This is a genomic window from Cohaesibacter marisflavi (genome assembly GCF_963665895.2).
Classification (GTDB): Bacteria; Pseudomonadota; Alphaproteobacteria; order Rhizobiales; family Cohaesibacteraceae; genus Cohaesibacter; species Cohaesibacter marisflavi.
Window position 1 is genome coordinate 2,701,948 of record NZ_OY762534.1, and the last position, 25,098, is coordinate 2,727,045.

The 25,098-nt window shown below is 55.0% G+C and carries 23 protein-coding genes; 10 read left to right on the forward strand and 13 right to left on the reverse strand.

The window, feature by feature from the left end; genetic code table 11:
- Window positions 1-91: 91 nt before the first annotated feature.
- The 4 genes from ACKPCT_RS13340 to ACKPCT_RS13355 all read right to left on the reverse strand — a co-directional run bounded on the left by ACKPCT_RS13340 (window position 92) and on the right by ACKPCT_RS13355 (window position 4,423).
- The gene (locus ACKPCT_RS13340) at window positions 92-910 is read right to left on the reverse strand and encodes an ABC transporter permease (RefSeq protein WP_319567132.1); all 819 of its coding nucleotides are present in this window, start codon (window positions 908-910) and stop codon (window positions 92-94) included.
- 3 nt (window positions 911-913) lie between these two features.
- Complete coding sequence (locus ACKPCT_RS13345) at window positions 914-1,822, reverse strand: ABC transporter permease subunit (protein WP_090070455.1); 909 nt, start codon at window positions 1,820-1,822, stop codon at window positions 914-916.
- Between the two features lie 85 nt (window positions 1,823-1,907).
- Complete coding sequence (locus tag ACKPCT_RS13350; protein WP_319567133.1) at window positions 1,908-3,074, reverse strand: ABC transporter ATP-binding protein; 1,167 nt, start codon at window positions 3,072-3,074, stop codon at window positions 1,908-1,910.
- Between the two features lie 239 nt (window positions 3,075-3,313).
- Window positions 3,314-4,423 carry a polyamine ABC transporter substrate-binding protein gene (locus tag ACKPCT_RS13355; protein ID WP_319567134.1) on the reverse strand — a complete coding sequence of 370 codons (1,110 nt, stop codon included), beginning with the start codon at window positions 4,421-4,423 and terminating at the stop codon, window positions 3,314-3,316.
- 172 nt (window positions 4,424-4,595) lie between these two features.
- On the opposite strand from ACKPCT_RS13355, the gene ACKPCT_RS13360 reads away from it, so the two are divergent.
- The 4 genes from ACKPCT_RS13360 to ACKPCT_RS13375 all read left to right on the forward strand — a co-directional run bounded on the left by ACKPCT_RS13360 (window position 4,596) and on the right by ACKPCT_RS13375 (window position 9,822).
- Window positions 4,596-5,288, forward strand: a complete 693-nt coding sequence (locus ACKPCT_RS13360; RefSeq protein ID WP_319567135.1) for a GntR family transcriptional regulator — start codon at window positions 4,596-4,598, stop codon at window positions 5,286-5,288.
- Between the two features lie 203 nt (window positions 5,289-5,491).
- A complete protein-coding gene (locus ACKPCT_RS13365) occupies window positions 5,492-6,922 on the forward strand; it encodes a glutamine synthetase family protein (protein ID WP_090070263.1) in 1,431 nt (476 codons plus the stop codon).
- 75 nt (window positions 6,923-6,997) lie between these two features.
- Window positions 6,998-8,392 (forward strand): aspartate aminotransferase family protein, encoded by a 1,395-nt coding sequence (locus tag ACKPCT_RS13370; protein ID WP_319567136.1) that lies wholly within the window; start codon window positions 6,998-7,000, stop codon window positions 8,390-8,392.
- A gap of 89 nt (window positions 8,393-8,481) precedes the next feature.
- Entirely contained in the window at window positions 8,482-9,822 is a 1,341-nt protein-coding gene (locus ACKPCT_RS13375) for an NAD(P)/FAD-dependent oxidoreductase (RefSeq protein ID WP_319529458.1), read from the forward strand.
- 71 nt (window positions 9,823-9,893) lie between these two features.
- Here the strand turns inward: ACKPCT_RS13375 and ACKPCT_RS13380 are convergent, their stop codons facing one another.
- Both ACKPCT_RS13380 and ACKPCT_RS13385 read right to left on the reverse strand, forming a co-directional pair.
- The gene (locus ACKPCT_RS13380; RefSeq protein ID WP_319567137.1) at window positions 9,894-11,318 is read right to left on the reverse strand and encodes an aldehyde dehydrogenase family protein; all 1,425 of its coding nucleotides are present in this window, start codon (window positions 11,316-11,318) and stop codon (window positions 9,894-9,896) included.
- A 31-nt stretch (window positions 11,319-11,349) separates the two neighbouring features.
- Window positions 11,350-12,126, reverse strand: coding sequence for a glutamine amidotransferase-related protein (locus ACKPCT_RS13385; RefSeq protein WP_090070255.1), 777 nt, complete (start codon window positions 12,124-12,126; stop codon window positions 11,350-11,352).
- 439 nt (window positions 12,127-12,565) lie between these two features.
- Between ACKPCT_RS13385 and ACKPCT_RS13390 the strand changes: the two genes are divergently transcribed.
- The 5 genes from ACKPCT_RS13390 to ACKPCT_RS13410 all read left to right on the forward strand — a co-directional run bounded on the left by ACKPCT_RS13390 (window position 12,566) and on the right by ACKPCT_RS13410 (window position 17,556).
- Window positions 12,566-13,456 (forward strand): helix-turn-helix domain-containing protein, encoded by an 891-nt coding sequence (locus ACKPCT_RS13390; protein ID WP_319567138.1) that lies wholly within the window; start codon window positions 12,566-12,568, stop codon window positions 13,454-13,456.
- Window positions 13,457-14,088: 632 nt separating this feature from the next.
- Entirely contained in the window at window positions 14,089-14,895 is an 807-nt protein-coding gene (locus tag ACKPCT_RS13395) for a dihydroorotate dehydrogenase electron transfer subunit (RefSeq protein ID WP_319567139.1), read from the forward strand.
- Window positions 14,889-15,833, forward strand: coding sequence for a dihydroorotate dehydrogenase (locus ACKPCT_RS13400; protein ID WP_319567140.1), 945 nt, complete (start codon window positions 14,889-14,891; stop codon window positions 15,831-15,833). Before ACKPCT_RS13395 ends, ACKPCT_RS13400 begins: the two co-directional genes overlap by 7 nt.
- The gene (locus tag ACKPCT_RS13405) at window positions 15,830-17,122 is read left to right on the forward strand and encodes a Zn-dependent hydrolase (RefSeq protein WP_319567141.1); all 1,293 of its coding nucleotides are present in this window, start codon (window positions 15,830-15,832) and stop codon (window positions 17,120-17,122) included. Before ACKPCT_RS13400 ends, ACKPCT_RS13405 begins: the two co-directional genes overlap by 4 nt.
- A gap of 104 nt (window positions 17,123-17,226) precedes the next feature.
- Window positions 17,227-17,556 carry a hypothetical protein gene (locus tag ACKPCT_RS13410; protein ID WP_139229214.1) on the forward strand — a complete coding sequence of 110 codons (330 nt, stop codon included), beginning with the start codon at window positions 17,227-17,229 and terminating at the stop codon, window positions 17,554-17,556.
- A 136-nt stretch (window positions 17,557-17,692) separates the two neighbouring features.
- Here the strand turns inward: ACKPCT_RS13410 and ACKPCT_RS13415 are convergent, their stop codons facing one another.
- From ACKPCT_RS13415 to ACKPCT_RS13440, 6 genes are read right to left on the reverse strand one after another with little or no spacing between them, the layout of a single operon-like run.
- Window positions 17,693-18,919 (reverse strand): phosphopentomutase, encoded by a 1,227-nt coding sequence (locus tag ACKPCT_RS13415; protein WP_319567142.1) that lies wholly within the window; start codon window positions 18,917-18,919, stop codon window positions 17,693-17,695.
- Window positions 18,916-19,653: an ABC transporter permease gene (locus ACKPCT_RS13420; protein ID WP_090070238.1), complete on the reverse strand. Its 738-nt coding sequence runs from the start codon at window positions 19,651-19,653 to the stop codon at window positions 18,916-18,918. The genes ACKPCT_RS13415 and ACKPCT_RS13420 overlap by 4 nt, the downstream gene beginning before the upstream one ends.
- 6 nt (window positions 19,654-19,659) lie before the next feature.
- Complete coding sequence (locus ACKPCT_RS13425; protein WP_319529451.1) at window positions 19,660-20,655, reverse strand: ABC transporter substrate-binding protein; 996 nt, start codon at window positions 20,653-20,655, stop codon at window positions 19,660-19,662.
- 19 nt (window positions 20,656-20,674) lie between these two features.
- Window positions 20,675-21,469, reverse strand: a complete 795-nt coding sequence (locus tag ACKPCT_RS13430; RefSeq protein WP_090070234.1) for a nucleoside phosphorylase — start codon at window positions 21,467-21,469, stop codon at window positions 20,675-20,677.
- The gene (locus ACKPCT_RS13435; protein WP_244544612.1) at window positions 21,459-22,226 is read right to left on the reverse strand and encodes an ABC transporter permease; all 768 of its coding nucleotides are present in this window, start codon (window positions 22,224-22,226) and stop codon (window positions 21,459-21,461) included. The genes ACKPCT_RS13430 and ACKPCT_RS13435 overlap by 11 nt, the downstream gene beginning before the upstream one ends.
- A complete protein-coding gene (locus ACKPCT_RS13440) occupies window positions 22,223-22,969 on the reverse strand; it encodes an ABC transporter ATP-binding protein (protein ID WP_244544611.1) in 747 nt (248 codons plus the stop codon). Before ACKPCT_RS13440 ends, ACKPCT_RS13435 begins: the two co-directional genes overlap by 4 nt.
- A 322-nt stretch (window positions 22,970-23,291) precedes the next feature.
- Here ACKPCT_RS13440 and ACKPCT_RS13445 point away from each other — a divergent pair, with 322 nt between their 5' ends.
- Window positions 23,292-24,185 carry a helix-turn-helix domain-containing protein gene (locus ACKPCT_RS13445; protein WP_090070229.1) on the forward strand — a complete coding sequence of 298 codons (894 nt, stop codon included), beginning with the start codon at window positions 23,292-23,294 and terminating at the stop codon, window positions 24,183-24,185.
- Between the two features lie 37 nt (window positions 24,186-24,222).
- Here ACKPCT_RS13445 and ACKPCT_RS13450 read toward each other — a convergent pair whose 3' ends face one another.
- Window positions 24,223-24,966 carry a FadR/GntR family transcriptional regulator gene (locus ACKPCT_RS13450; RefSeq protein WP_090070227.1) on the reverse strand — a complete coding sequence of 248 codons (744 nt, stop codon included), beginning with the start codon at window positions 24,964-24,966 and terminating at the stop codon, window positions 24,223-24,225.
- Window positions 24,967-25,098: the final 132 nt, after the last annotated feature.

Consider the following 25,098-nt stretch of genomic DNA (forward strand, 5'->3'; position numbering starts at 1 on the left):
CGTTGCGTCCTTTTCTACCTTGTTTGTCATTTAGGTGTTTCTCAAGTCGCCATAAGCCTAAGCTCAAGCCATAGACCTAAAGATCACCCCTTTAGCCACCTGCAACAGCAGCCCTCTCCTCGCGACGGCGTTGCACTTCGCGCCGTTTGGTCAGAAGCGACGCAGCGATGACACCCGTTGAAACCAGCACCACGAGGATGGTCGAAAGGGCGTTGATTTCAGGGGTCACCCCAAGACGCACCTGAGAATAGATCTTCATGGGCAAGGTCGTCGCCCCCGGACCGGAGGTAAAGGAGGCGATCACCAGATCATCCAGAGACAATGTGAAGCTCAAGAGCCATGCAGAGACGATAGATGGCAGAATGATCGGCACGGTGATCTGGAAGAAAGTCGCCATGCGGCTTGCGCCCAAATCCATGGCCGCTTCTTCCAGAGACATGTCGAATGTGACCAGCCGCGAGGATATCACCACGGCGGAGTAACACATGGAGAAGGTGACATGAGCCAGTATAACCGTCCAGAAGCCACGATCGAAATCGAGCGAGACGAACAATAGCAACAGTGATAGACCGGTGATCACTTCAGGCATCACCAGCGGCGCATAGACCATGCCTGAAAAAAGCGTCTTGCCGGGGAAGCGCCCTGCCCGCACCAGCACGAGGGCCGCCATGGTGCCAAGGATGGTGGCAAGCGTTGCCGAAACAAGCCCAACCCGCACCGTGACCCACGCTGCATCCATGAAGCCCTTGTTGGCAAAAACGGTGCTGTACCACTTGGTCGAGAAACCACCCCAGACCGTCACCAGCCGACTTTCATTGAAGGAGAAGATCATCAGCAGCACGATGGGCAGGTAAAGAAAGGCAAAGCCCAGAGTGAGCGCGGAGGCATTGAAAAAGCTGAACCGTCTCATGAGTTACGCTCCCTTTTCCTGTTGCTTTTCCTGCTGCCGCTGGAACAGTACGATGGGCACCACCAGCAGGATGAGCAGGATAACGGCAACGGCAGAGGCCACCGGCCAGTCGCGGTTGGAGAAGAATTCCACCCACAGGGTCTTGCCGATCATCAACGTGTTGGAACCGCCCAGAAGATCGGGGATGACGAACTCTCCCACCGCCGGAATGAAGACAAGGAAGCAACCGGCCAGAATGCCGGGCATGGAGAGCGGCACAGTGATCAGCCAGAAGGCCTTGAAGGGCGAGCAGCCCAGATCGGTTGCGGCTTCAAGCAGGGAATCGTCCATCTTTTCCAGTGATGAATAGAGGGGCAGCACCATGAAAGGCAGATAGGAATAGACTATGCCGATATAGACCGCGATGTCCGTGTTGAGGATCGTCAATGGATCGTCGATGATGCCCAGATGCATCAGGGCCATATTGAGTAGCCCCTCTTTCTTTAGGATGCCGATCCACGCATAGACGCGAATGAGGAAACTCGTCCAGAAGGGCAGGATGATCAGCATCAACAATGTGGGCCGCCATTCGCTGGGAGCCCGCGCCATGGAATAGGCAATCGGATAGCCGATCAGCAAGGCCAGCAGGCTGGACACCACCGCAATTTCGAGACTGGAAAGATAACTCTTCCAATAGAGATCATCCTCCATCAGCCATGTGAAATTCTCCAGATCCCAGCCTGAAATCATATTCCAGAAGCCCGTCCAACCCTCGGACCAAGCGAAGGTTGGCACATAAGGTGGCATGGCAATGGCAGTATCAGACAGGGAAATCTTGACCACGATGATGAATGGCACAAGAAACAGAACCAGCAGCCAGATATAAGGCACCAGAATCAGCAGGCAACGGCCCCAGTTTTTTGGCAAGCTCATGCGGCGCTGTGTTTTCGGGCTGTCCGGCGGACCATTGGTCATCAGGCCAGCCCCTTCGGTGATGTTGCTCAATTCGCTCATGGCCTCATCGCTCCAACAACACGCAGCCGCCTGCGCGCCAATGCACAAAGACTTCATCGTCCCATGTGATGGCACGGCGATGCAGATGCTCCAGATTGGCTTCCTGCGACTTGATGATCTGACCGTCTTCTGTCTCCACATGATAGGTGGAAATGTTGCCGGTATAGGCGATATCGAGCACCTTACCCTTGAGGATATTGTGGGTGTCGGTGGGATATTCCTTGGTGATGCGCACTTTTTCAGGACGCACGGCCACCCACCTTTCCGTTCCCCTTTCGGGGAAACTGATCGGCTGCGGCAGGCGAATGCGCAAGGGGGCATAATCTTCATGCCATGCGAGCTGAACGATGTCGTCTTCCTTGTCGTCCGGCCCCAGAATGTGCCCGCCGATGATATTCACGTCGCCCAGAAAATCAGCCACATACCGACTGTTCGGCGTTTCATAGATTTCCCGTGGCGTACTGACCTGCACCAGCTTGCCCTGATCCATCAGCGCAATACGGCTCGCCACCGTCATCGCTTCTTCCTGATCATGAGTGACGATTACAAAGGTCGTACCGAGCTTCTCCTGAATGGTCATCAACTCGAACTGGGTCTGCTCACGCAGCTTTCTGTCGAGCGCCCCCAAGGGTTCATCGAGCAATAAAAGCTTGGGTTTCTTGGCGAGGGAACGGGCCAGCGCCACGCGTTGCCTCTGACCGCCTGAAAGCTGGTGCGGCTTGCGCTTGGCAAAGGCCTGCAACTGCACCAGCGCGATCATTTCCTCGACCCGGTCTTTGATCTCTGCCTTGGGGCGCTTCTCCTGCTTGAGACCGAAGGCGATATTCTGCTCCACACTCATGTGCGGGAAGAGCGCATAGGACTGGAACATCATGTTGACGGGGCGCCGATGGGGCGGGATGTCTGTCAGATGCTGCTGCCGCATCATGATGGAGCCCATGGTCGGTTGTTCAAAACCGGCAAGCATGCGCATCAGCGTCGTCTTGCCACAGCCGGAGGGGCCAAGCAGAGCGAAAAATTCACGCTCGTAAATTTTCAAATTCAAATTGTCGATAGCGACGAAGTCGCCGAATTTCTTGGTGACGGCGTCAAACCGTATCAGCGGCTTTTCTTTCGGATCACTCCAGGGCGCAAAATTGCAGCCGGATCCGGAATTGGGGGAACCATTCATTCTCACTCTCGCTATCCAAATGCCCGATGGACACCATAAAGGGAGGCTTTAGGCGATGCCCTCGAACCACATACAATGCCAATTTACGCCACTGGCTCACGCAGAAGCCCGGCACGCGGCCACCACGCTGCGCGCCTTGCCAAATGTCTGACCGTGCCCTGCAATCGGCAAACAGTTTGCCTCACCGCAAAGGAGGCTCAGACCGAAATGCCGGGCCAAAAGGGCCCGGCGCTTCTTCCTTACTGTCCTGATTTCACCTTGGTCCATGCGCGGGTAACCACACGCTGGATTTTTGGCGGGTAAGGCATATGTACAAACAGCTTTGCCGTGGTTTCCTCATCGGGATAGACCGCAGGATCGCCGATAACATCTTCTTCAAGCAGCTCCTGGGAAGCCTTGTTGCCATTGGCGTAATAGACATAGTTTGAGGCTTTGGCGATCACGTCCGGGCGCATGATATAGTTGAGGAAGGTGTGGGCTTCTTCCACATTTGCCGCATCGGCCGGAATGGCCATCTGGTCGAACCACATCTGAGCCCCTTCCTTGGGGATGATGTAATTGACTTCGACGCCATTATCAGCTTCTGCCGCGCGGTCGCGGGCCTGGAAGACATCGCCAGACCATCCGATGGCCAGACAGATGTCACCATTGGCCAGCGCGTTGATATATTCAGAAGAATGGAATTTCTGAACATAAGGGCGAATGGAAAGCAGCAGCTCCTCGGCGGCGGCGATATCGTCCTTGTCATGGCTGTTGGGATCTTTCCCCAAATACATGAGGGTCAGCGGAATGACTTCGGTAGGCGCATCCAGAATATAAATGCCGCAATCGGCGAATTTGGCCGCGACTTCCGGTTTGAAGACCATGTCCCATGTGTTGAGCGGCATATCGCCCATGCGTGCCTTGGCTGCTGCTACGTTAAAGCCTACGCCGGTGGTGCCCCACATATAGTTGATGGAATAGTCATTGCCCGGATCATAGGCCGCAGTGCGTTCGGAGACCGCGTCCCACATATTCTTCAGATTGGGCAGCTTGGATTTGTCCAGCTTCTGAAAAACGCCGGCCTGAATCTGGCGCTGAAGGAATGTGCCGGTCGGAACCACAATGTCATAGCCGGTGGAGCCTGCCAGCAATTTGGTTTCGAGCACCTCGTTGGAATCAAACACGTCATAGGTGACCTTGATTCCGGTTTCCGCTTCAAAATCGCTAATAATGGATTCGTCGATATAATCCGACCAGTTGAAAATATGGAGTTCTTTGTCCGCCGCGATCCCTGTGCCTGTTGCGGTAAGCAGCGCCGCTACAGCGAGTGCGGTTTTGGAGAAAAGCTTGCCTGCTTTGTCTGCCATCGTGTAAGTCCCCTCGATTCTATCGGGAATTGTGATGATTGCGATGGGCTGTTGTCGCCCGATTGGCCTTTTTGGCCATTATTGCAAAATTTGATCACAAAATTTTCCCTGCTGCAAGCCTTTTCGATCAAATTGTCTTTGCATGTTCGAGAAGCGCCGGTATAAAGGAGCCATGACCAAGGATGAGATCGCAGTAACCGACAAAACAATCGAAAACGCGGATGGACAAGATGCCAAACCGTTGACCGCGCACGAGCGGATCTATCAGGCCTTGCGCGAACGCCTGCTGTTTGGTGGCTTCCTGCCGGGTAAAGCAGTGACCCTGCGTGGTCTTGCGGATAACTTGGAAGTTTCCCCCATGCCGGTGCGTGACGCCGTGCGTCGTCTGACAGCAGAAGGCGCGCTTGAAAGTCACGGCAACCGGCGTGTTTCCATTCCTGCCATGACCGAGAAGAAATATCACGAGATCAACCTCACCCGCTCCCTGCTGGAGCCAGAACTGGCAGAGATGGCCCTACCCAATGTGACCGAGGCCGACATCCAACGTTTGATCACCATTGACGATGCCATTGATGCCTGTCTGGAAAATGGCGATGTTGAAGGCTACATGCGGGGCAATCACGCTTTTCACTTTGCCCTTTATGAAATGGCCCGGTCCGATGTCATCATCAAACTGGTGGAAAATGTCTGGATGCAATTTGGTCCTTTCATGCGTCTTGTTTATGGGCGACACGGCACAGCGAACCTGATTGACCAACACAAACAGGCTATTGACGCCCTGCAACAGGGCGATAGCGCAGCCCTGCGCACAGCCATCTCGGAAGATGTACATCAGGGCACTTTGCTACTGAGCGATGATCTTTAAGACACCCCCTTTCCAAATCCTCCGATTACCCGCAGACTGACCGCTGCCAGCCTTTCTTTGCGCTTCCGCGAAAGGGGCAAGGCAATAAAAGTGCAAAGTCTCTCAATTTGTGATCACAAATTTTCCTTGCTTTGTGATCACATCCTGCGATACGTTACAAATGCAATCGCACTGGCTGCGATTTGACTTCAACAGGTAATTTCATGACCAGCTCAGAAGACAAGACACCCAAAGCTCCTACCCCTACCCCGTCCGACAGTAGCAGTCTGGGAGACGGCATTCCCTTGCCGCAAAAGGCAGAAGAGGTGCGCGAATGGATGCGCTCGCGCCACATTGATGAAGTCGAGTGCGTCGTGCCCGACATCGTGGGCATTGCGCGCGGCAAGGCCATGCCAGCCTCGAAATTTTCAGGCCTCAATCCGACCTATCTACCGACATCCATTTTCTTCCAGACCATCACCGGCGCCTATATCGAAATGGAAGACCGGCAGGATTTCATGATGGAACGGGATATCCAGCTGGTGCCGGATCTCTCCACGGTGCGTTCAGTGCCCTGGGCCAACGATCCGACGGTGCAGGTCATCCACGATCTGTACACGCTGGAAGGCGAGCCGGTGGAGCTGGCCCCGCGCAATGTTTTGCGCCGTGTGATCGGCGGCTTTGAGGCGATGGGCTGGAATGCTGTTGTTGCGCCAGAGCTGGAATTCTATCTGACCAAGCGCAATTCCGACCCTGATTACCCACTTGAGCCCCCCATCGGGCGCTCCGGACGGCAATCTGTTGGGCGGCAGGCCTATTCCATTGCTGCGGTAGACGAATATGACCGCATTATAGAGGATATCTATGATTTCGCTGAAGCGCAGGGTCTGGAGATCGACACGGTCATTCAGGAAGGCGGCGCTGGGCAGCTTGAGATCAACCTCATTCATGGCAATCCGCTTGATCTTGCCGACCAGATTTTCGTCTTTAAACGCCTTATTCGTGAAGCGGCCTTCCGGCATGATTGTTATGCCACCTTCATGGCCAAGCCGATGGATAACGAGCCGGGCAGCGCCATGCATATCCACCAGAGCGTGGTGGACGCCAAGACCGGCGCCAATGTCTTCTCCAATGAAGATGGCGAGCCGAGTGAGCTGTTTTATCACTTCCTCGGAGGCCAGCAGACATATCTGCCGGACGTGATGAGCATCCTTGCGCCTTATGTGAACAGCTACCGCCGTTTGCTGGCGGGCGATTCCGCGCCCATCAATCTGGAATGGTCCATTGACAACCGCTCCGTTGGCTTGCGCATTCCCAACTCTTCGCCCAAGAACCGGCGCATCGAAAACCGCCTTGTTGGCGCGGATACGAATCCGTATCTGGCGATTGCCGCCAGTCTGGCCTGCGGCCTTCTGGGCATCATCAACAAAGACAAGCCCAAGCCGCAATTGCAGCATCATGCTCATCACATGCCCTTCTCGTTGCCGCGCTCGGTGCATCATTCACTTGGGCGGCTGGAGAAGAACGAGCAGTTGCACGATCTTTTGGGGCCGGATTTCGTCACCATCTACAGCCAGATCAAGCTGCATGAATCGGAAGAATTCAATCAGGTCATCAGCCCATGGGAGCGCGAGCACTTGCTGCTGACTGTCTAATTCACCCTTTGCCTTTGCCAATCGCCATCTGTCCAGCCGCCATCAAAGAGCGGCATCCAGAGACGGGAGACCAACATGACTTTCATGGCCAACCTGCCACCGACCCAAGAGCTGCAACAAAAGGATGCCGCCCATCATCTGCATCCTTTTACAGATACCCAGGAGCTCAATGAAAAAGGCGCGCGCATCATCACCCGTGCCGAGGGCGTGTATCTTTATGACAGCGAAGGCAACCGGATGCTGGATGGCATGGCCGGGCTCTGGTGTGTCAATGTCGGCTATGGGCGCAAGGAAATTCAGGAAGCTGCGATGCGGCAGATGGAGCAGCTGCCCTATTACAACACCTTTTTCATGACCTCCCACCCGCCAGTGGTGGCCCTTTCGGAAAAACTTGCCTCGTTGGCACCACCTCATATCAATCATGTCTTCTATGGCAATTCCGGCTCGGAATCCAACGACACGGTGGTGCGCATGGTGCGCCATTATTGGGCCAGCATGGGCAAGCCTGACAAGAAGGTCATCATCGCTCGCAAGAATGCCTATCACGGCTCCACGGTGGCTGCGGCCTCTCTGGGCGGCATGAAGGGCATGCATGCTCAGGGCGGTTTGCCCATTCCCGATATCACCCATATTGACCAGCCCTATTGGTATGGCGAAGGTGGGGACATGGATCCGGCAGACTTCGGCCGGATGCGCGCCCGCGCACTGGAAGAGGAAATTGACCGGATCGGCGAAGACAAGGTTGCGGCCTTTATCGCCGAGCCCATTCAGGGGGCCGGAGGCGTTGTCATTCCACCGGACAGCTATTGGCCGGAAATCCAGCGCATTTGCGATGAACGCGACATTCTGCTGATTGCCGATGAAGTGATCTGTGGCTTCGGGCGCACGGGCAACTGGTTTGGCTCGGACACCTACCAGATCAAACCCGATCTGATGACCATCGCCAAGGGGCTCTCCTCTGGCTATCTGCCTATAGCAGGTGTGCTGGTCTCGGATCGTGTGGCCGAAGGCTTCATTGCTCATGGGGGAGAATTTGCCCATGGCTACACCTATTCAGGCCATCCGGTCGCTTGCGCAGCTGCCTTGACGAATCTCGAAATCATGGAGCGCGAACATATCGTTGAGGGCGTGCGCGACCGGGCAGCGCCTTATCTGGCAGAGAAATGGGCCGCACTGGGCGATCATCCACTGATCGGAGAAGCCCGCTCCAAGGGGCTCGTTGCCGCACTTGAGCTAACGCCAGACAAAACTGCCCGTGCGCCTTTTGCCGCCAGCAAGGGAACCGTCGGCCTCATTTGCCGGGAACATTGCTTCAATAACGGTCTGGTGATGCGCCATGTGGGCGATACCATGATTATCGCGCCGCCACTGGTCATCTCCAACAGCGAAATTGATGAGCTGGTCAGCAAAGCCGCCAAATGTCTTGATCTGACGCTGGCCGACATCAAGGCCCGCGATCTTTACAAATAATTATGTCCTGCGGGAGAGACATAGGGTCAAGGCCAAAGGCCTAAGCGCAAAGCCTCTCCCACACAGCACGCATTGCAATAGGTGCTTTCATGAGTCTTAGCAGCCCCAAGGGCGGTTTTCTGCATGGCAACGACAAGCAGGGGACCTATCCAGACAGTTATTACGCCGCCACAGCCAACCCGCACGATCCTCTGCCCTCTCTGAAGGGAGAGCAACAATGTGATGTCTGCGTGATTGGTGGAGGCTATGCCGGGCTTTCATCGGCCCTGCATCTTGCCCAACAGGGGCACAAAGTCATTCTGCTGGAAGCCCATCGTGTGGGTTGGGGTGCTTCGGGGCGTAATGGTGGTCAGGTCTGCACCGGCCAGCGCCTGGAGCAAGATACGCTGGAGAAAATGGTCGGAACCGCCGATGCCCGTCTTTTGTGGGATATCGCGGTGGATGGCATCCAGATGGTCAAGGATCTGATTGCGGATCACGACATTGCCTGCGACCTCAAGCCCGGCACGCTGCACGCCGACCACAAGCCCCATTATGCCGAAGACTCCAAAGCCTATGTCGACAAGCTCAATTGCGAATATGGCTATGAGCATATTCGCTATGTCAACAAGGCTGAGGTGGAGGAGATGGTTGGCTCGACCGCCTATTATGGGGGTATGGTGGATATGTTTGCCGCCCATCTGCATCCGCTCAACTATGCCTTAGGTCTTGGAACTGCTGCGCGTAAGGCAGGCGCGATCCTTTTCGAGAATAGCGAAGTGCAGTCTATTGAAAAGGGAGACACCGTCACGATCAAATGCACCCAAGGCCACGTCAAGGCCAAGCATCTGATCATCGCCTGCAATGGCTATATCGAAAGTCTGGTCCCGAAGGTCGCCGCTCGCGTGATGCCAATGAACAATTATATCATCGCCACCGAACCGCTCGATGAGGGACTGGCGCGGGAGCTGATCCGGGATGATCTCGGCGTGGCAGACAGCAAGTTCGTCATCAATTATTATCGTCTTTCTGCAGACAAGCGTATGCTGTTTGGGGGAGGAGAAACCTATAGCTTCAAGTTCCCCGAGGATATCAAGTCCTTCGTGCGTCAACCGATGCTGGAAATCTATCCGCAATTGAAGGATGCGCGGATCGATTATGGCTGGGGTGGTACGCTGGGGATCACGGTCAACCGCATGCCCTACTTTGCCAAGCTCGACAAGAATATCATCAATGCCAGCGGCTTCTCCGGTCATGGCGTGGCGATCGCCACCATTGCCGGAAAGCTGGTGGCCGACCTGATTGACGGACAGGCAAGCCGGTTTGACGCCATGGAACATGTACCGACCTACCCCTTCCCCGGCGGACGGCACTTGCGCCATGCCCTTCTGGTCATGGCGATGCTCTATTACAAGATGCGCGACAGGATCGGCACGCCAGCACGACCATAAACCATCTTGAGATTTGCTTTGTAAAAAAGGGGCCTTGTGGCCCCTTTATCGTCTGGAATTGATCGTCCCGATCAGGGGCGCGAGACCGCCTTGATCTCAAGAAAATCATCCATGCCGAAATGGCCGCCTTCACGGCCCAATCCGCTCATCTTGTAACCACCAAAGGGGCTGCCCCAATTGATGTCGGAGCCATTGAGGCGCACCATGCCGGCCCTCAAGGCCTTGGCGACGCGCATACCGCGCGCTTCGTCTCCCGTTTCGATGAAAGCAGCCAGACCATAGGGTGTGTCATTGGCAATGGCGATGGCTTCCTCTTCGCCCTCAAACGGGATCATCGTCAGCACTGGGCCGAAGATTTCTTCCCGCGCGATGGTCATCTCGTTGGTGGCGTTGCCAAAAACGGTTGGTTTGCAGAAATAACCCACATTGCGCCCTTCCGGTTTACCCGTTCCTCCCGCCAGCAGGGTGGCGCCTTCGTCAATGCCTTTCTGAATGAGAGCCTGCACCTTGTCATATTGCATCTGACTGACCAGCGGACCGATATGGCGTCCATCTTTTGCAGGATCACCGACCTCGGTTGCTTCTGCTGCGGCCTTGGCGATCTGCATTGCCTCGTCATAGACGCTTTTCTCAACCAGCATGCGGGTTGGCGCATTGCAGGACTGGCCGGTATTGTTGAACACGGCGCGCGCGCCTCGGGTGACCGAGCTTTGCAGGTCTGGCGTATCGGCAAACACCACATTCGGGCTCTTGCCACCCAACTCCAGAGCCACGCGTTTGACGGTATCCGCAGCATCCTTTGTCACGGCGACCCCACCACGTGTCGAGCCGGTAAAGGACATCATCTGCACATCCTTGTGGCGCGAGAGAGCCGAGCCGACCACAGGCCCTTCACCATTCACAAGGTTGAACACGCCTTTTGGCACGCCCGCCTCATGCAGGATTTCCGCATAGAGCATCGCCGAGAGCGGCGTCAATTCGGATGGTTTGAGCACCATGGTGCAGCCCGCGGCCAGCGCCGGAGCGATTTTCAGCACCATCTGGTTCATCGGCCAGTTCCACGGCGTGATCAGGCCGCACACCCCGATGGGTTCGCGCAGAATGATATCGCCACAACAGGTGCTTTCAAATTCATACTCTTTCAGCGCATCAATGAAGCCTTGCAGATGCCCGACCCCGACACCGGCCTGAGCCGCATGGGAAAGCTTGCAAGGCGCCCCCATCTCGGCGGAGATGGCGTCGGCCATTTCATCGTAACGCGTTTTATAGACCGCCAGAATGCTTTCCAGCAGGTCAATGCGCTCGACCTTGGTTGTTTTTGAAAAGCCCGGAAAAGCGGCATTCGCGGCCTTCACAGCGGCATCTGCATCGGCTTCACTGCCCATGGAAATGACCGCGATCACCTCCTCGGTTGCCGGATTGATGACATCCAGATCCGTAGCAGAGATCGGGGCTACCCATTCCCCGCCGATAAAGAATTTGCGTTTGTCCAACATGATTGCTGCGCCCCTCTGCGCTTATCTTATATTATCCGGCGTTTGCCGCCTTTTTGTTGATCCATTCGGCTTCTCGCGCTTTGAGAAATTCCACGATCCCCGCACCGATGGCCACTCTGTCGATTGGTTGTGCGAGTGACGTTGCTGCCTTGTCTGCGATGGACGCCCCCAGAACATCGTCCCGCTTTTCCTCGATCAGATCTGCAACGAAGTCGGCGCTGAATTCGGGATGTCCCTGAAAGGAAAGCACCTGATCGCCATAGACGAGCGCGGCAGCCGGGCAGAAATCATTCGACGCGATCACCTCCGCTTGTGGCGGGACTTCAACCACCTGATCCTGATGGAAGGCAAGAATAGAGAAGGCATCCTGTCCGGCAAGATCCGTCGCGGCCAGCCAATCGGGTTTGGTCGTGCTCCATTGATAGGCCTGATGACCTACGCCCCAGCCTTTTTCAGATTTGATTACCTTGCCACCGAGCGCCTCAGCCAATATCTGATGCCCAAAACAAATACCGACCATTGGCACCCCTGCGACATAGGCCTTGACGATGAAGGCCTTGAGCGCATGAATCCATGGATAGTCTTCGTAGGCACCAAATTTGGAACCGGTGATCAGCCAGGCATTGCAGGTGTCGGGACTTGGCGGCAATTCGCCTTCAAGAGCCACATAATACTCAAATTTCCAGTGCTCAGGCGCGGTCGCGCCGACCATCTGGGCAAACATCTCGGCGTAGGACGGGAATTTTCCTGCCAGAGCCTCGGGTGGTCGCCCGGTTTCCAAAATGCCGAGCGTAAATGGTTCAGTCATGGGTGCTATCCAGAGCTCTGGCCTCAGAGCTATCTTGAAATTAAATTGTGATCACAAAATACTGTGTCAGCGGTCACACGTCAATCGTCCTGAGGCACTCTTTCTCCTCGGTTTCAGGGGCTAAAAAGCCTTAAAATCCATCAAGTATCGGCCACTTTCCTGCGTTTTTCGGGCAAAAACAGGAAGGATTGATCATTGTTTGATAGAATTTGTGATCAGAAACAATCGCATGAAGCCTCTTGCTGCAAGATCCATTCCTGTTTCCGTCCTCTGGCATGACTCCCATGAGAGTCAGATTCTGCGTATTGTCTCTCGATAAAGAATATTCTCAAAATTTAGAATTGATTGCCGCCTTTCAAGATGGCATACACAAGCATAGGCGTGATTTGTTCGCTCCGAGTCATCGTCGCTTGGCCCGGTCATAAAATGAGGTTGTTTCATGGACATAGGGCAAGGCATCTCGATCGAGGAAGTTGGTCAGAGGCTTAAGGCATTTCGGGTTGGCGCTGGGCTCTCACCCGAGGAAGTCGCTCAAAAGACAGGCATTTCACGCGCAGCCATCTATCGTTACGAATTGGGGCAGCCGATCCGCGTCGATACGCTGGGCAAGATCGCGACCCTGTTGGGGATTTCGCTTCCCACGCTGCTTGGCGTCGGGGTTGAATATATCGCCTCGGCTGTCAGCTTCTTTGAACGCATGCGCCAGATCGAAGAAAAGGTCGACCAGATTCTAGTTCTTTTCGGGCCGGTTTCCTATCTGCTCACCACTGACGCTTATGATGCCATTCTCCCTGATGTTCTCAAGGAAAGCATCCCGCTTGACGTTGAAGACCGAGCCAAAGCACTGCAGGATATTGAAGCCCTTCTGGATATCCTGCATGCGCGCAAGGTCTGCTACCATAATCGGATGCCGAGCATCATCAGCCTTGTGTCTGCGGCGGAGCTGGAACAGTTTTTCCGTAACGGCTTTATTGGAGCTTATGATCCGCCCGCGGCTGACATGAAGCTGCGCCGTGAGGTTGCCCGCACGGAAATCGAGAATATTGTCAAGATGTTGCGCGAACCACCAATCGGAACACAGATTGGTCTCGTGGTGGATTCCATGCCAAGTGCCAGCTTCCAGATTTTCAAACAGGCCGACCGATCACAGGTCGCCGTCAGCCCCTTCCGATTGGGTGCCTTTGCCAATATCCGTCTTGGCGTTGCCACCATTTCGGCCGCTCCGGAAGCCACGACCCTTTATGGCGCCATGACAGACAAACTATGGCGGCGAAGCCTCAAAGGGGATCAGGCTGCAGACTTTATTGAAAAGACCATTTTGCGCGCCTGATTTTCAGCCTGGCGGCATTTTTTCCTTCACCTTCTCTGCACATTACGCCCAGCAACTGACGAACCAACGTTCATCTTTCTCCAATGCACGGATTACAGCAGTCGGCATCTCTTGCCTATTTTCAAGGCAATTGTCATCAAATTGTTCCATATTCGAGATATGCTATATTAAATTCTCAAAATTGAGAAATTTCTTGACCAATCATGATCTACGGGTTTAATCTCTTTTTTTAAGCAACAGCGAAACTAGGAACAGGCGATGAATCTTCCCTTTTTGCGCTTTGGCCACTCCGCCGACTTTTCGGCATCTGCCAAGCAGACATTGCGGGTTTTAGACATCCGGTTTTTCAAGCATCACGCCACTGCCCAGAGCGCCATCCCGGTGGCTCGCCTTTTCCATGCTGTCACCCGGACATTGCGTATAGCTGGTGTTGTAAAACATCGTGCTTCCCATGACGCGATTTGGCGAAAGTGCCACTTTCTAGACCATCGCCGAAGCTTAACACTCAGCTTCAGATAGGTTTTCGGTCCCAACCGTTCCCCAAAATCTCCCTGCAACCGCTTTCTTCATTCCAAATGCCTTTGGAGTGAAGGGAGAGTCTTTTCTTTTTCCCAAACAGTTCCGTGACCGATATGACCCTGAATCCCATTTTCGAGACCATCTGTAGAGTCAAAAGCAACGAGCCGATCAATCGCGAATACAGGCTCATCGTGCTGGATGCACCGTCTCATATTCTCAAATGCGAGCCGGGGCAGTTCTTCCATCTCTTGTGTCCGACTAAAGGGGATTTGCGGCCCTATCTGCGGCGCCCCATGAGCATCTACGGCTTCTATCCCGAAGCGGGCGAGCTGCATTTTCTCTACAAGATTGCGGGCGAAGGCACGGCAGCTCTCTCTGCCCTTGAGGCTGGCGAAAACCTTAATGTGGTCGGCCCACTCGGGCATGGGTTCGACATCCAGGACGACTGGCAAAAGCTGATGGTCGTGGCTCGCGGTGTTGGTCTGGCGACTTTGGCCCCGTTGGCGCAAAAAGCCCAGCAGATGGGGCGCAAACTCACTGCCATATGCAGTGCGCGTTCTCCTGATGTGCTTATGTCCATTGACCATTTCAAGGCGCTCGGAGCGGAGGTCATTACGGTCACAGATTCCGAAGGGACATCCGGCGTCGAGGCGCTTGAGCAATTGATCGAAGCGCATATCCAGGCGGAGGGCGTGGATGCCTTTTATACCTGCGGCTCCAACCGGCTTCTGACGATGCTGCAAACCATTTGCGCCCGTCATGGCATTCCCGGCCAGATCGCTCTTGAGCAACAGATGGCTTGCGGCGTGGGCATGTGTCAGTGCTGCGTCCGGTCCTTCCGGCGCAAGGATAAAATCATTCATGAGCGGGTCTGCAAGGAAGGCCCCGTATTCAATCTTCAGGAGGCAATGGGATGCTAGATCTTTCAGTCAATATCGGGGCTTTGCGTTTGAAAAACCCGATCATGCCTGCCTCGGGCACCTTCTCGGAAGACTGTGCAAAGCTGTTTGATATCGATGTGCTGGGTGCGCATGTGACCAAGACGATCACCCGTGACATCAGAGGCGGCAACCCGACCCCGCGTGTTTGTGAAGTGCGCGGCTCAATGCTGAATTCGATCGGCATACCCAGCAAGGGTGTCGACTATTTCAAGACCAATGTCATCCCCTTTTATGATCAATATCAGACCCCGCTGGTGGTAAGCATTTCGGCTGGTAGTGCAGATGAATTCGCGCAGATCTGCGAAGAGGTGAGCGTGCCCGGCGTGGCAGCCATCGAGGTGAATATTTCATGCCCGAATATCGAGGCAGACGGCAAGGCCTTTGCCATGCGCCCCTCGACCACTGAAGCGGTTATGCGCAAGCTGCGGGCAGCAACAGATCTGTCACTCTGGGCCAAACTGACGCCCAACACGGGCGAAACAACCGAAGTGGCCCAAGCGGCAGAGGGGGCCGGAGCGGATGCTCTCGTGGTGGCCAATACCATGCTGTCCATGGCCATTGACATCCACACACGCAAGCCCAAGCTGGGCAATCTGATGGGCGGCCTTTCCGGCCCGGCCCTCAAACCGATTGCCCTGCGCATGGTCTATCAATGCGCCAAAGCGGTCTCTATTCCTGTGATCGGCTGCGGCGGCATCGCTACGGTTGAGGATGTTGTCGAATATCTGATTGCCGGAGCAAGTGCCGTACAGGTTGGCACGGCAACCTTTATCAGCCCGACGGTGATGGTGCGGCTTATCAGCGAACTGGAAGCATTTCTTCGCACAGAGGGGCTTTCAAGCGTTTCGGAGCTCATTGGCTCCATTAGGGATGAGGAAGCCAGTGACGGCGTGTTCTTTGCGGAGGCAGCAGAATGACCATGGTTTCCATGACACAGAGCCCAGCCCTCACAGCGGCAGACTATGAAGCAATGGCGGCACAGCTCTTTGACGATATCGCAGCTTTTTCTGCAGACACGCAAGGCATCAGCCGCCCTGCCTTCTCCGATCTGGAAACAAAGACCCTCGCCTATCTGGAACAGTTCGGCCTCAGCCACGGGCTGACTGTCACCTATGATGCGGGCCAGAACGCGGTCTTCTCCCTTCCCTGCGATGCGGAGGCTGATGCGTTTGTACTGGTCGGCTCTCATGTGGATACGGTGCCGCAAGGCGGCAATTTCGATGGTCTGGCCGGTGTCATTGCCGGTTTGATGTGCCTTGTACGCGCCCAAAACGAGGGAACCTCGTTTGCACGACCGGTGATGGTACTGGCTATGCGAGCTGAGGAAAGCGCCTGGTTCGGGCCATGCTACATTGCCTCCAAGGCCCTATTGGGCCGGTTGAGCGAAGCTGAGCTGCGCACACGCCACAAGGGCGACAATCAGACGCTGGATGCGCATATGGAAAGCATCGATATCGACATGGCACCCGTGCGCGATGGCACGCCGCTTATGGACGCCAACTCGGTTCTTGCCTATATCGAACTGCATATCGAGCAAGGCCCGCTGCTGGTCCAGAAAGACCTCCCAGCCGCTGTGGTTTCGGGCATTCGGGGCAACTTCCGTTACAAAACCATTCGTTGCGTTGGCGAAGCGGGGCATTCCGGCGCCGTTCCGCGCGCTTTCCGCCGCGACCCGGTTCTGGCGATGGCAGATCTCTTGACCCGCCTAGATGAAAGCTGGCTGACGGTCGTCCAACTGGGCGATGACCTTGTTTTGACCAGCGGCATGATTTCAACGGATGTGGAACGCCACGCCCTTTCGCGCATTCCCGATCAAGTGGATTTCAGCCTCGATGTGCGCAGCCAGAACGCCACAGTGCTCGATGGCATGCATGATCTATTGGCACAGGATATCCGCACAATCGAGCGAGAGCGAAAGGTACGCTTCGAGCTTGGTGAAAAACTGAGCACTGCCCCTGCCCTGTGCGACCCTGCCATTGTCGAGGCCATGTCAGGCGCCATGCAGCAGGTTGGACTAGAGCCTTTTATCATGCCTTCCGGCGGTGGCCATGATGCGGCTGTCTTTGCCAATGCAGGCGTGCCGACAGGCATGGTTTTCGTGCGCAACAGGAATGGCTCTCACAATCCGGCAGAAGCGATGGACGTTTCCGACTTCATGATCGCCTCGGAGATCATCTACGCCTATCTGATGGATGCGCAAGGATGAGGAAGAGCAAGAGACAATATCTCTGACTGTGCCTCTCGCCCCCAATAACGGGCAGGCACATAGACCCAACAAAGCAGATAAAGACCCTAATGAAAGGCAATCACATGTTCAAAAAATTTCACGACATCCTCATTGATGGCAGCAAGGGCGTCAGCGCCTACAAGAAATGCGCCAGCGTTGCACGGGAAAGCGCTCTGGAAAATCCAGATTATGCTGCTCCCTATTTCCTCATCAGCATCATAACGCAGGATTTCGCCGACAATTATGACCGCGAACCCCTCAGCAGCAGCGTCGCAAAGGACCAGATCGACCGCATCGAACGCTACACCAAACTGCTTGACGAAGCCTTTTCCACTGGTACGGCGCAGGATCAGGTTGCAGCGCTGAACTCGATTTCTCAGGAAATTGTCAAAGAGATCTCTTCGGCCTCTTAAGGCCGATTGCTCTTTGGCTTTGACATTGCGCTTATGGGCGATCCAGCCTTGAAGATCGCGTCAGCAAAGGGCTATCAGGCCCTTCGCTCAAACGGATACTTAACAGCAAGGAGGCGCGCAGCTTGTTGTGACGCGCCTAGCAGCCCAGATGCCCGGCAACCAGATCGGCCACAAAGCCGAAGGGCTTAATCACTTGTGTGCTCTCAGGCTTGATGCTCGGGGATTGTAAACCATGCGGCACCTCATGGATCAGCAGGGGTACACGTTCACGCGTGTGGTCGTTGCCGTGCCATGTGGGATCATTGCCATGGTCTGCCGTGAATAACAGAAGATCTCCCGCCTTCAGCCTGGCAAGAATCTCGGGCACACGCCGGTCAAACCGCTCGAGCGCCTTGGCATAGCCGCAAATGTCGCGGCGGTGTCCATAATGGCTGTCAAACTCGACGAAATTGGCAAAGACCAGATCGCCGCCTGTGGCCGTATCACAGGCGTCCAGCAGCTGGTCAACCAGCCCCATATCATCCGCTTTCGGGCCGACAACCGAAATACCCCGCATGGCAAAGATGTCGGCAATCTTGCCGACGCTGCGCACATCGCCCCCTTTGGCGATTACGCGATCACAGATGGTTGGCTCTGCCGGTTTGATGGCCAGATCCTTGCGGTTCTTGGTGCGCTCAAAGCCGGTTTCCACTGTGCCGACAAAGGGTCTGGCAATCACACGTCCAACACCGAGCGGATGGAAAATATCCGCCGCGATTTTGCAAATCTCATACAGTCTTTCCAGCCCGAAGCTCTCTTCGTGCGCTGCGATCTGAAACACACTGTCAGCCGAGGTGTAGGTGATCGGATAGCCGGTTCTCAGATGTTCCTCGGCAAAGCGATCAATCATCTCTGTGCCTGAGCCATGAATATTGGCAAGGGTGCCTTCAAGACCGGCACGAGCCATGAATTCCTGCATCAGATCTTCCGGAAAGGCCGGATCGGTATCGGGAAAATAGGTCCAGTCTTTAGCTAGGGGCAGCCCGGCCAGTTCCCAATGTCCGGTCTGGGTGTCCTTGCCCTTGGAAACCTCTTGCAGAACGGCCCAGTCGGCCTCTTGTGGCGCGTCATCGATGCCCGGTGCACGAGAGCCCGAAGCGAGATTGATGCAGCTTCCAAGGCCCATGTGGGCCAGATTTGGTAGATGCAACAGTCCATGCCGACCATCTTCGCATTCTCCCCTGCTACAAGCCTCAGCAATATGCAGAAGGGTGTTGGCGCCCTCATCACCAAAAGCTGCGGCATCTGGTGCGCCGCCACATCCGACAGAATCGAGGACGCAGAGAAACACCCTGCGCTCAAGAAGAGATGCTATATTGGTCATAAGAACCGGTCCTCAACGCGTCTGCGTGCGAAATCAAGAATGGCAAACAGAGCCCATCCAACGAAGGACAACAGAATCACCATGCCCATGACCGTCGCCGTATCGGCATTTTCCTGACCTGTTGCCAGAACGAAGCCCATGCCCTTGTTGGCCCCCATTAGCTCACCGATAACCGCAGCAGTCATGGCCAGAGTGGTGGCCACGGTGGCCCCGGCAAACAGAGTTGGAATGGCGGCGGGCAATTCGATATGCCAAAAGCGCTGCCATGGCGAAAGGCGCAGGACATGCGAAAGGTCCGCATAGGATTTGTTCATGTAACGGATGCCGGAAAGCATCGCGGTCATGACGGGGAAGAAGGTAACCACCGCAACGAGAGCAACCTTGGGTGCAGCCCCCAGACCAAGCCACAACAGCAGAAGCGGCGCGATTGCGATTTTCGGGATGGTCTGCAGAAGCAGAATAAGCGGCGTCAGCACGCGCTCAATCAGAGGGAAGCGCGCAAAGGCGAGCGCCGCTGCAATACCCACCACGGCCCCGAGGACAAATCCTCCAAAGACTTCGGAGAGCGTCACATAAATATGCCATGCCAGATCACCCCTCTGAAAGAGGAAGATGAGGCGTTCGGCAACGTCGATCGGCCCCGGAAGCAGATAGTGTGGCACATCGAAAATCGGAACCGCCGCGCCCCAAAGCGCGGTGATTCCTACGAGGCCAATGATGGCTTTTAAAAACATGGTCGATTACTTGATATCGGAAGGATCGACAACGAAGTCAGCCGCCTTTACGCCGCCTGAGATAACATCATATTCAGAGAGAATGTCGATGTTATTCTGCCATGCGTCCAAGTCAGCTGCGCCAAGGCCTTTTTCCTTGGTCAGATCGCTCTGCCATACGGATGCAACAAAGGTGTTTTCAAAGGCAGTGGACAGCATTGCGGTCTGCTCAACCCAGGTCGGGGTATATTTGTCCATGGAGATCTTCAGAGCGTCATCGATATGACCATCGATAACCCACTGGTAAGAAGCGCTAACTGCATTGGTCATGCGTTTGACGAGATCAGGATTGTCCGCAAGTTTCTCTGCGCTGGTTACCAGCACGTTGCCGAAGGATGGCAGGAAGTCGTTGGACAGGATCATGGTAACGTCGAAGCCATTGGCTTCCAGTGCATATTTACGCAGCTCGGAGAAGATGATGGCGTCTACATCGTCAGACTGCAGCGTCTGTACGATCGCACCGGAGGAAACCACTTCAACCTTGACGTCGTCAACGGTGAGACCAGCCTTTGCCAGACCAACCTGCAGCTGAAGATAGTTCGGGCTGCCCAAAGAGGTCACTGCAACGGTTTTGCCCTTGAGATCTGCATAGGTCTTGATGCCGCTTTCGCTCTTGGCAAGCAGAGCGCCAATGCCGCGCTGGTAGGTGGTGTGAACGACCTTGATCGGCAGGCCGTTGGAGGCAGCAGCAACAACAGCGTCACCATTGGGGAAGCCGAAATCCACGTTGCCAGCAGCAATGTTGGTCAGAATGTCGGAAGCGCCGCCATAGAGAAATTCAACTTCGATATCCTGATCGGCAAAGAAGCCATTTTCAACGCCAGCATAAAGCGGAGCGTAAAAAGGAACGACGTTGCCGTCGATCTGCAGAACGACTTTATCAGCTGCCGAAGCGCCTGATGTGAAAACGGATGCAGCAACAAGCGCAAGCGATGCTGCAAGGCCTTTGAGGGTGAAAGACATGATGGTTTCCCTTTTCGGTTTAGTGATTGTCTTGAGATCTGGCCAACGCGGTACCAGCAATATCGAGAAGTTTGCGTTGTGTAGGCTCATAGTCGACGAGCCAGTCATTCGTTGCCCGGTTACCATGGACTCCCAGAAGGCAGGCAGCCTTCAACCCCAGGCTCGGCGCAACAGACAGCACGGTCTGGCATTCCATATCCACGCCAACAGCGCCGCGTTCTTGCAGGTCTTTAAGATAGCTGATTTTAGGGGCCGTGCCGCTTGATGGCTTTTGGGTCCGGTCCTGACCGTAATAGTAGCTATCTGTGCTGCCTACCATGCCGGAGACGATCCGTGTATCGTCGCCAAGATTGGTACGCAGCAGAGCCTGGTACAAGTCGCGATCAGCATATGCCGTGGCATTCTCATCGCCGGAATAAAGCTTGGCGAGAGAGGAATAGCCTGTCGCCTTTTCCACGCACAGAAAAGCACCTGTAGGAATTTCTGCAACAAGCGAGGACATCCCCCCCGTACGCACCACACGCTTGGCGCCCAACAGGGACAATTCCATCAGGGCGATCTCCGTTGAGGAGCCGCCGATGCCGGTGGAGCAGATGGTCAGCGGATGGCCCTTATAGGTGCCCGAGATGACCGCAAATTCACGACGCCGGCCAAAGTCGCGCACATCGTCAAGACGCGCAGCCAGAAGAGCGACCCGATCCGGATCACCCGGCAGCAGGACATCTTCGCAGATATCCCCCGGACCACATGGCAGATGCGGTGGTCGTCCATCGGTAAAAGGATGTTCAGCTGTCGGTTTTGAACTAGTGCTCATTCGGTGTGCTCCAGGAAAGAAAGCGCGCTTCGATCTCGTTCAAAATCGCATGCATCGCGAGCCCCAAAAACGCAGTCAGCAGAACGGCGCCAAAGAGCAAGGGTGTTTTGTAGGTGGCGGTGGCGAAGGTCATGAGATAACCCAGACCATCAGAGCCGGACATCCATTCGGCCAGAATTGCCCCAACGAGAGCCTGAATTGCGCCAATCTTGACCCCAACGAAAATGCCTGGCAGAGCGGCTGGCAAATCGATCCGCAAAAAGCGCTGAAAGCGTGACAGATTCATCAACTGAGCTAGGTCGTGCAAGCGACTGTCTATCGAGCGGAACCCCGCAAGGGCTCCAGCAAAGACAGGGAAGAAAACAAGACTGAAGATGAGGACGATCTTGGCGGTAAGGCCCAGACCGAACCAGATTATAATCAGGGGGGCGAGCGCGATCTTGGGCGCGGTCTGGATCACCACCAGCGGGCCCTCAAGATAATCGCTCAAGGCTGGCGTCTTGAAAAAGGCATAGGCCAGCAACACGCCGAATACGGAACCAACCACCAGACCAATGACAATATTTTGCATCGTGAAGGCAAGATGGGGCAGCAGCTTGCCGTTCATCAGCATGGACCAGAGCAATTCAGCAACCGAAGCCGGAGACGGCAGCAGATAGGCAGGCATGCCCATCGGGCCGCTGACATACCACCATGCAGCAAGCAGAACCAGAAGCGCCGCACTATATTCCAGAACGGGTTTGATGCGCCCCTTCATGACGTCATCTCCCGCATCAAGGTGCGCAATTCGGAGACGAGATCAAGGAACTTCGGATCTCTTTTTGTCTGCTCGCCACGCGGCTGGGCAAGATCTACATCATAGGTGGCCTTGAGGCGCCCAGGACGGGGGCTCATGACCATGACGCGGCTGCCCAGATAAGCGGCTTCCTCAACCGAGTGGGTGACCAGAAGAATGGTCTTGCCGGTTTTCTGCCAGATTCGGCTCAGCTCATCATTGAGCGTTTCACGGGTAAGCAGGTCGACTGCGGAGAAGGGCTCATCCATCAGCAGGATCGGAGGATCATCGGCCAGAGCGCGGGCAATGGCGGCGCGCTGGCGCATACCGCCGGACAGTTGTTTGGGCAAGGATTTTTCAAAGCCCTTGAGGCCAACCAGCTCCACAAGCTCGGCCACCTTCTCGTTGGCCTGCTTGCGCGAAACACCGGTCGTGTCCAGCGGAAAACGGATATTCTCAGCAACAGTCTTCCAGGGCAACAAAACCGCATCCTGAAAAACAAAGCCGACAGGTCGTTTCAGATTGGCTGTTTCCAGCGTCACGCTGCCCGAAGTTGGATCTTCCAGACTGGCAATCAAGCGCAAGAGAGTCGATTTTCCGCAGCCGGACGGGCCAATGATGGAAACGAATTCGCCTGCATTGATCTGCTGGTCCAAGGGCTCCAGCGCCACAACCTGATCGTCTCCTTGCCCATATATCTTGCTGAGCTGTTCTATTTTAATCAATGCAGTTCTCCCGCGTTCTCTTTGGTGCGACGGTTTCAAGCTGGAAGGAGGCCTTGGTGAGAGATGAAGGCGTCGCTTGCCCTATGTTTTCCACGCCCCTTTCTCCATGTCAAGAATATTCTCAAATTTGAGAATATTCGCACCTTCTTCGCGATACGTGCGATATTTTGCATAACCACCTCTTGCGTGCTACCGTGCCAATCGGCTCTGCCTGAGCCGCACGATTTAGGGCATCAAGAACCTGATTTGAGGTCTCTTCAAATTGCTCCGGCTTTCAGGTAAGGCTATTGCAAAACAATCAGTAAGCTAGAAAGACGGATGCATGGCAAAGCAGTACGAAACGGCTCTTGATATTGGTGATCGGCTGAGATTGGTTCGTGTTGGCAAGGGGTTGTCACCTGAAGAAGTCGCATCCGCCACAGGCTTGTCTCGCGCCGCCATCTATCGCTATGAGGCGGGCAACCCTATTCGGGTTGACGCGCTGGGCAAGATTGCAGACTTTTTCGACGTATCGATTGCCTCCCTCTTCGGGGTCGGTTCGGAATTCATCGGCTCTGCCAAAGAGTTTTTCGAGCGGATGCGGCAGATCGAAGCCGTTGCGGATCAGATCACCGCTCTGTTCGGCCCCGTCGCCTTTCTTCTCACGACAGAAAATTTCGACTCGCTGCTCAAGCAGCTGCTGCATGAAAGCGTCCCTGAGGCAGCTCCGAATCAACACAGCCTTGATGACGAGATTGCCCAGATTCTGGAAATCCTCTACCAGCGCAAAGAGGCCTATCTTTATCGCCGACCCAGCATTGTGAGCCTTGTCTCCGCTCTGGAGTTGGAGCAAATGCTGGTTACAGGCCTTGTTGGCAAATATGGCCTACCTGACGATGTGGTGGCCCAGCGCAGAGAAGCGGCGATGATCGAAGCAGAGAATGTCTTGCGCATGATGGTTGACCAGCCCATGGGCGTGCAAATCGGACTGGTGGAAGATTCCCTGCCGGGTGCCAGTTTCCAGATTCTGAAGAATGGTCCCAGCTCCGTGGTCGCCATGAGCCCGTTCCGTCTGGGCCTTTATGCCAATATCAGAGTGGGCGTTGGTACCATTACTTCAGCTCATGAATCCGTGGAAATGCATCAGAAGGTAACGTCTGACTTGTGGCACAACAGCAAGAAAAGCGAAGATGCCATTCAACGGGTCAAAGACATCATCAAGCAGCATACGCGCTAAGGCAGCCAATGGCCCCTCTCCAGAATTCCGACCTTTGTCACTCTTCCTCAAAGCTGCTTAGGCGGCTTTCGAGGTGATGGGCATCCAGCATGGCGGCGCGGGCCTGTAGCAGGTGATATTTCATATAGCCCGCGGCCGTGTCTCCATCCTTGGTATCGATGGCATCGCGAATGCGAGAATGCTCTTCGATAATACGCAGGCGGCGGGTCGGTGCAGCCTCTCTTGCCAGCTCCAGACCGATATTCATGGTTTCCATTACTGGAGCGCGCAGATCTGTGAGCAGATCGACAAAGAAATCATTATGCGCAGCCCGTGCAATGGCGTCGTGGAAGGCCATGTCTTCCTTCTGACCCAACTCCCCCTTGGCAATTGCCTTATCAAGAGCCTCGACGCTTTCTGCTATTTCCTCCACTTCGGCCCGTGTGCGCCGGGTCGCAGCCAGCCGCACCGCCTCCACTTCCAAAACAATCCGCGGCTCAAAGGATCGAATAAAGCGCGACAGATCGAACGCATTGGCAAAGTCTGTCAGCCGCTTGGAGGGCTTGGTCGCCACAAAAGAACCAATGCCGCGCTTTGAATAGATGAGCCCGTCGGTGCCCAGCCGCGAAAGCGCCTCACGCACGATGGGGCGGGAGACATGGAAGGTCGAAGAGAGCTCCGCTTCGGAAGGCAACTTGTCTCCCGACGAATATTCCCCGGCAGTGATCTGCGAGAGAATATGAGCATAGATCGTGTCGGACAGTTTCTGTTTGCGCGCAGGCATTACCGGTATTTTTGCCATATCCAAACTTCTTCAGCTCTACTCGGTTCAATATCTCAATAACAACTGGCTCTCTTTGTAATTGGAAACAACCAGACAAGCCAGAGCGAAGGCTCCATCTTGATAAATTATTTTACAAGGCCTGTCTATTTC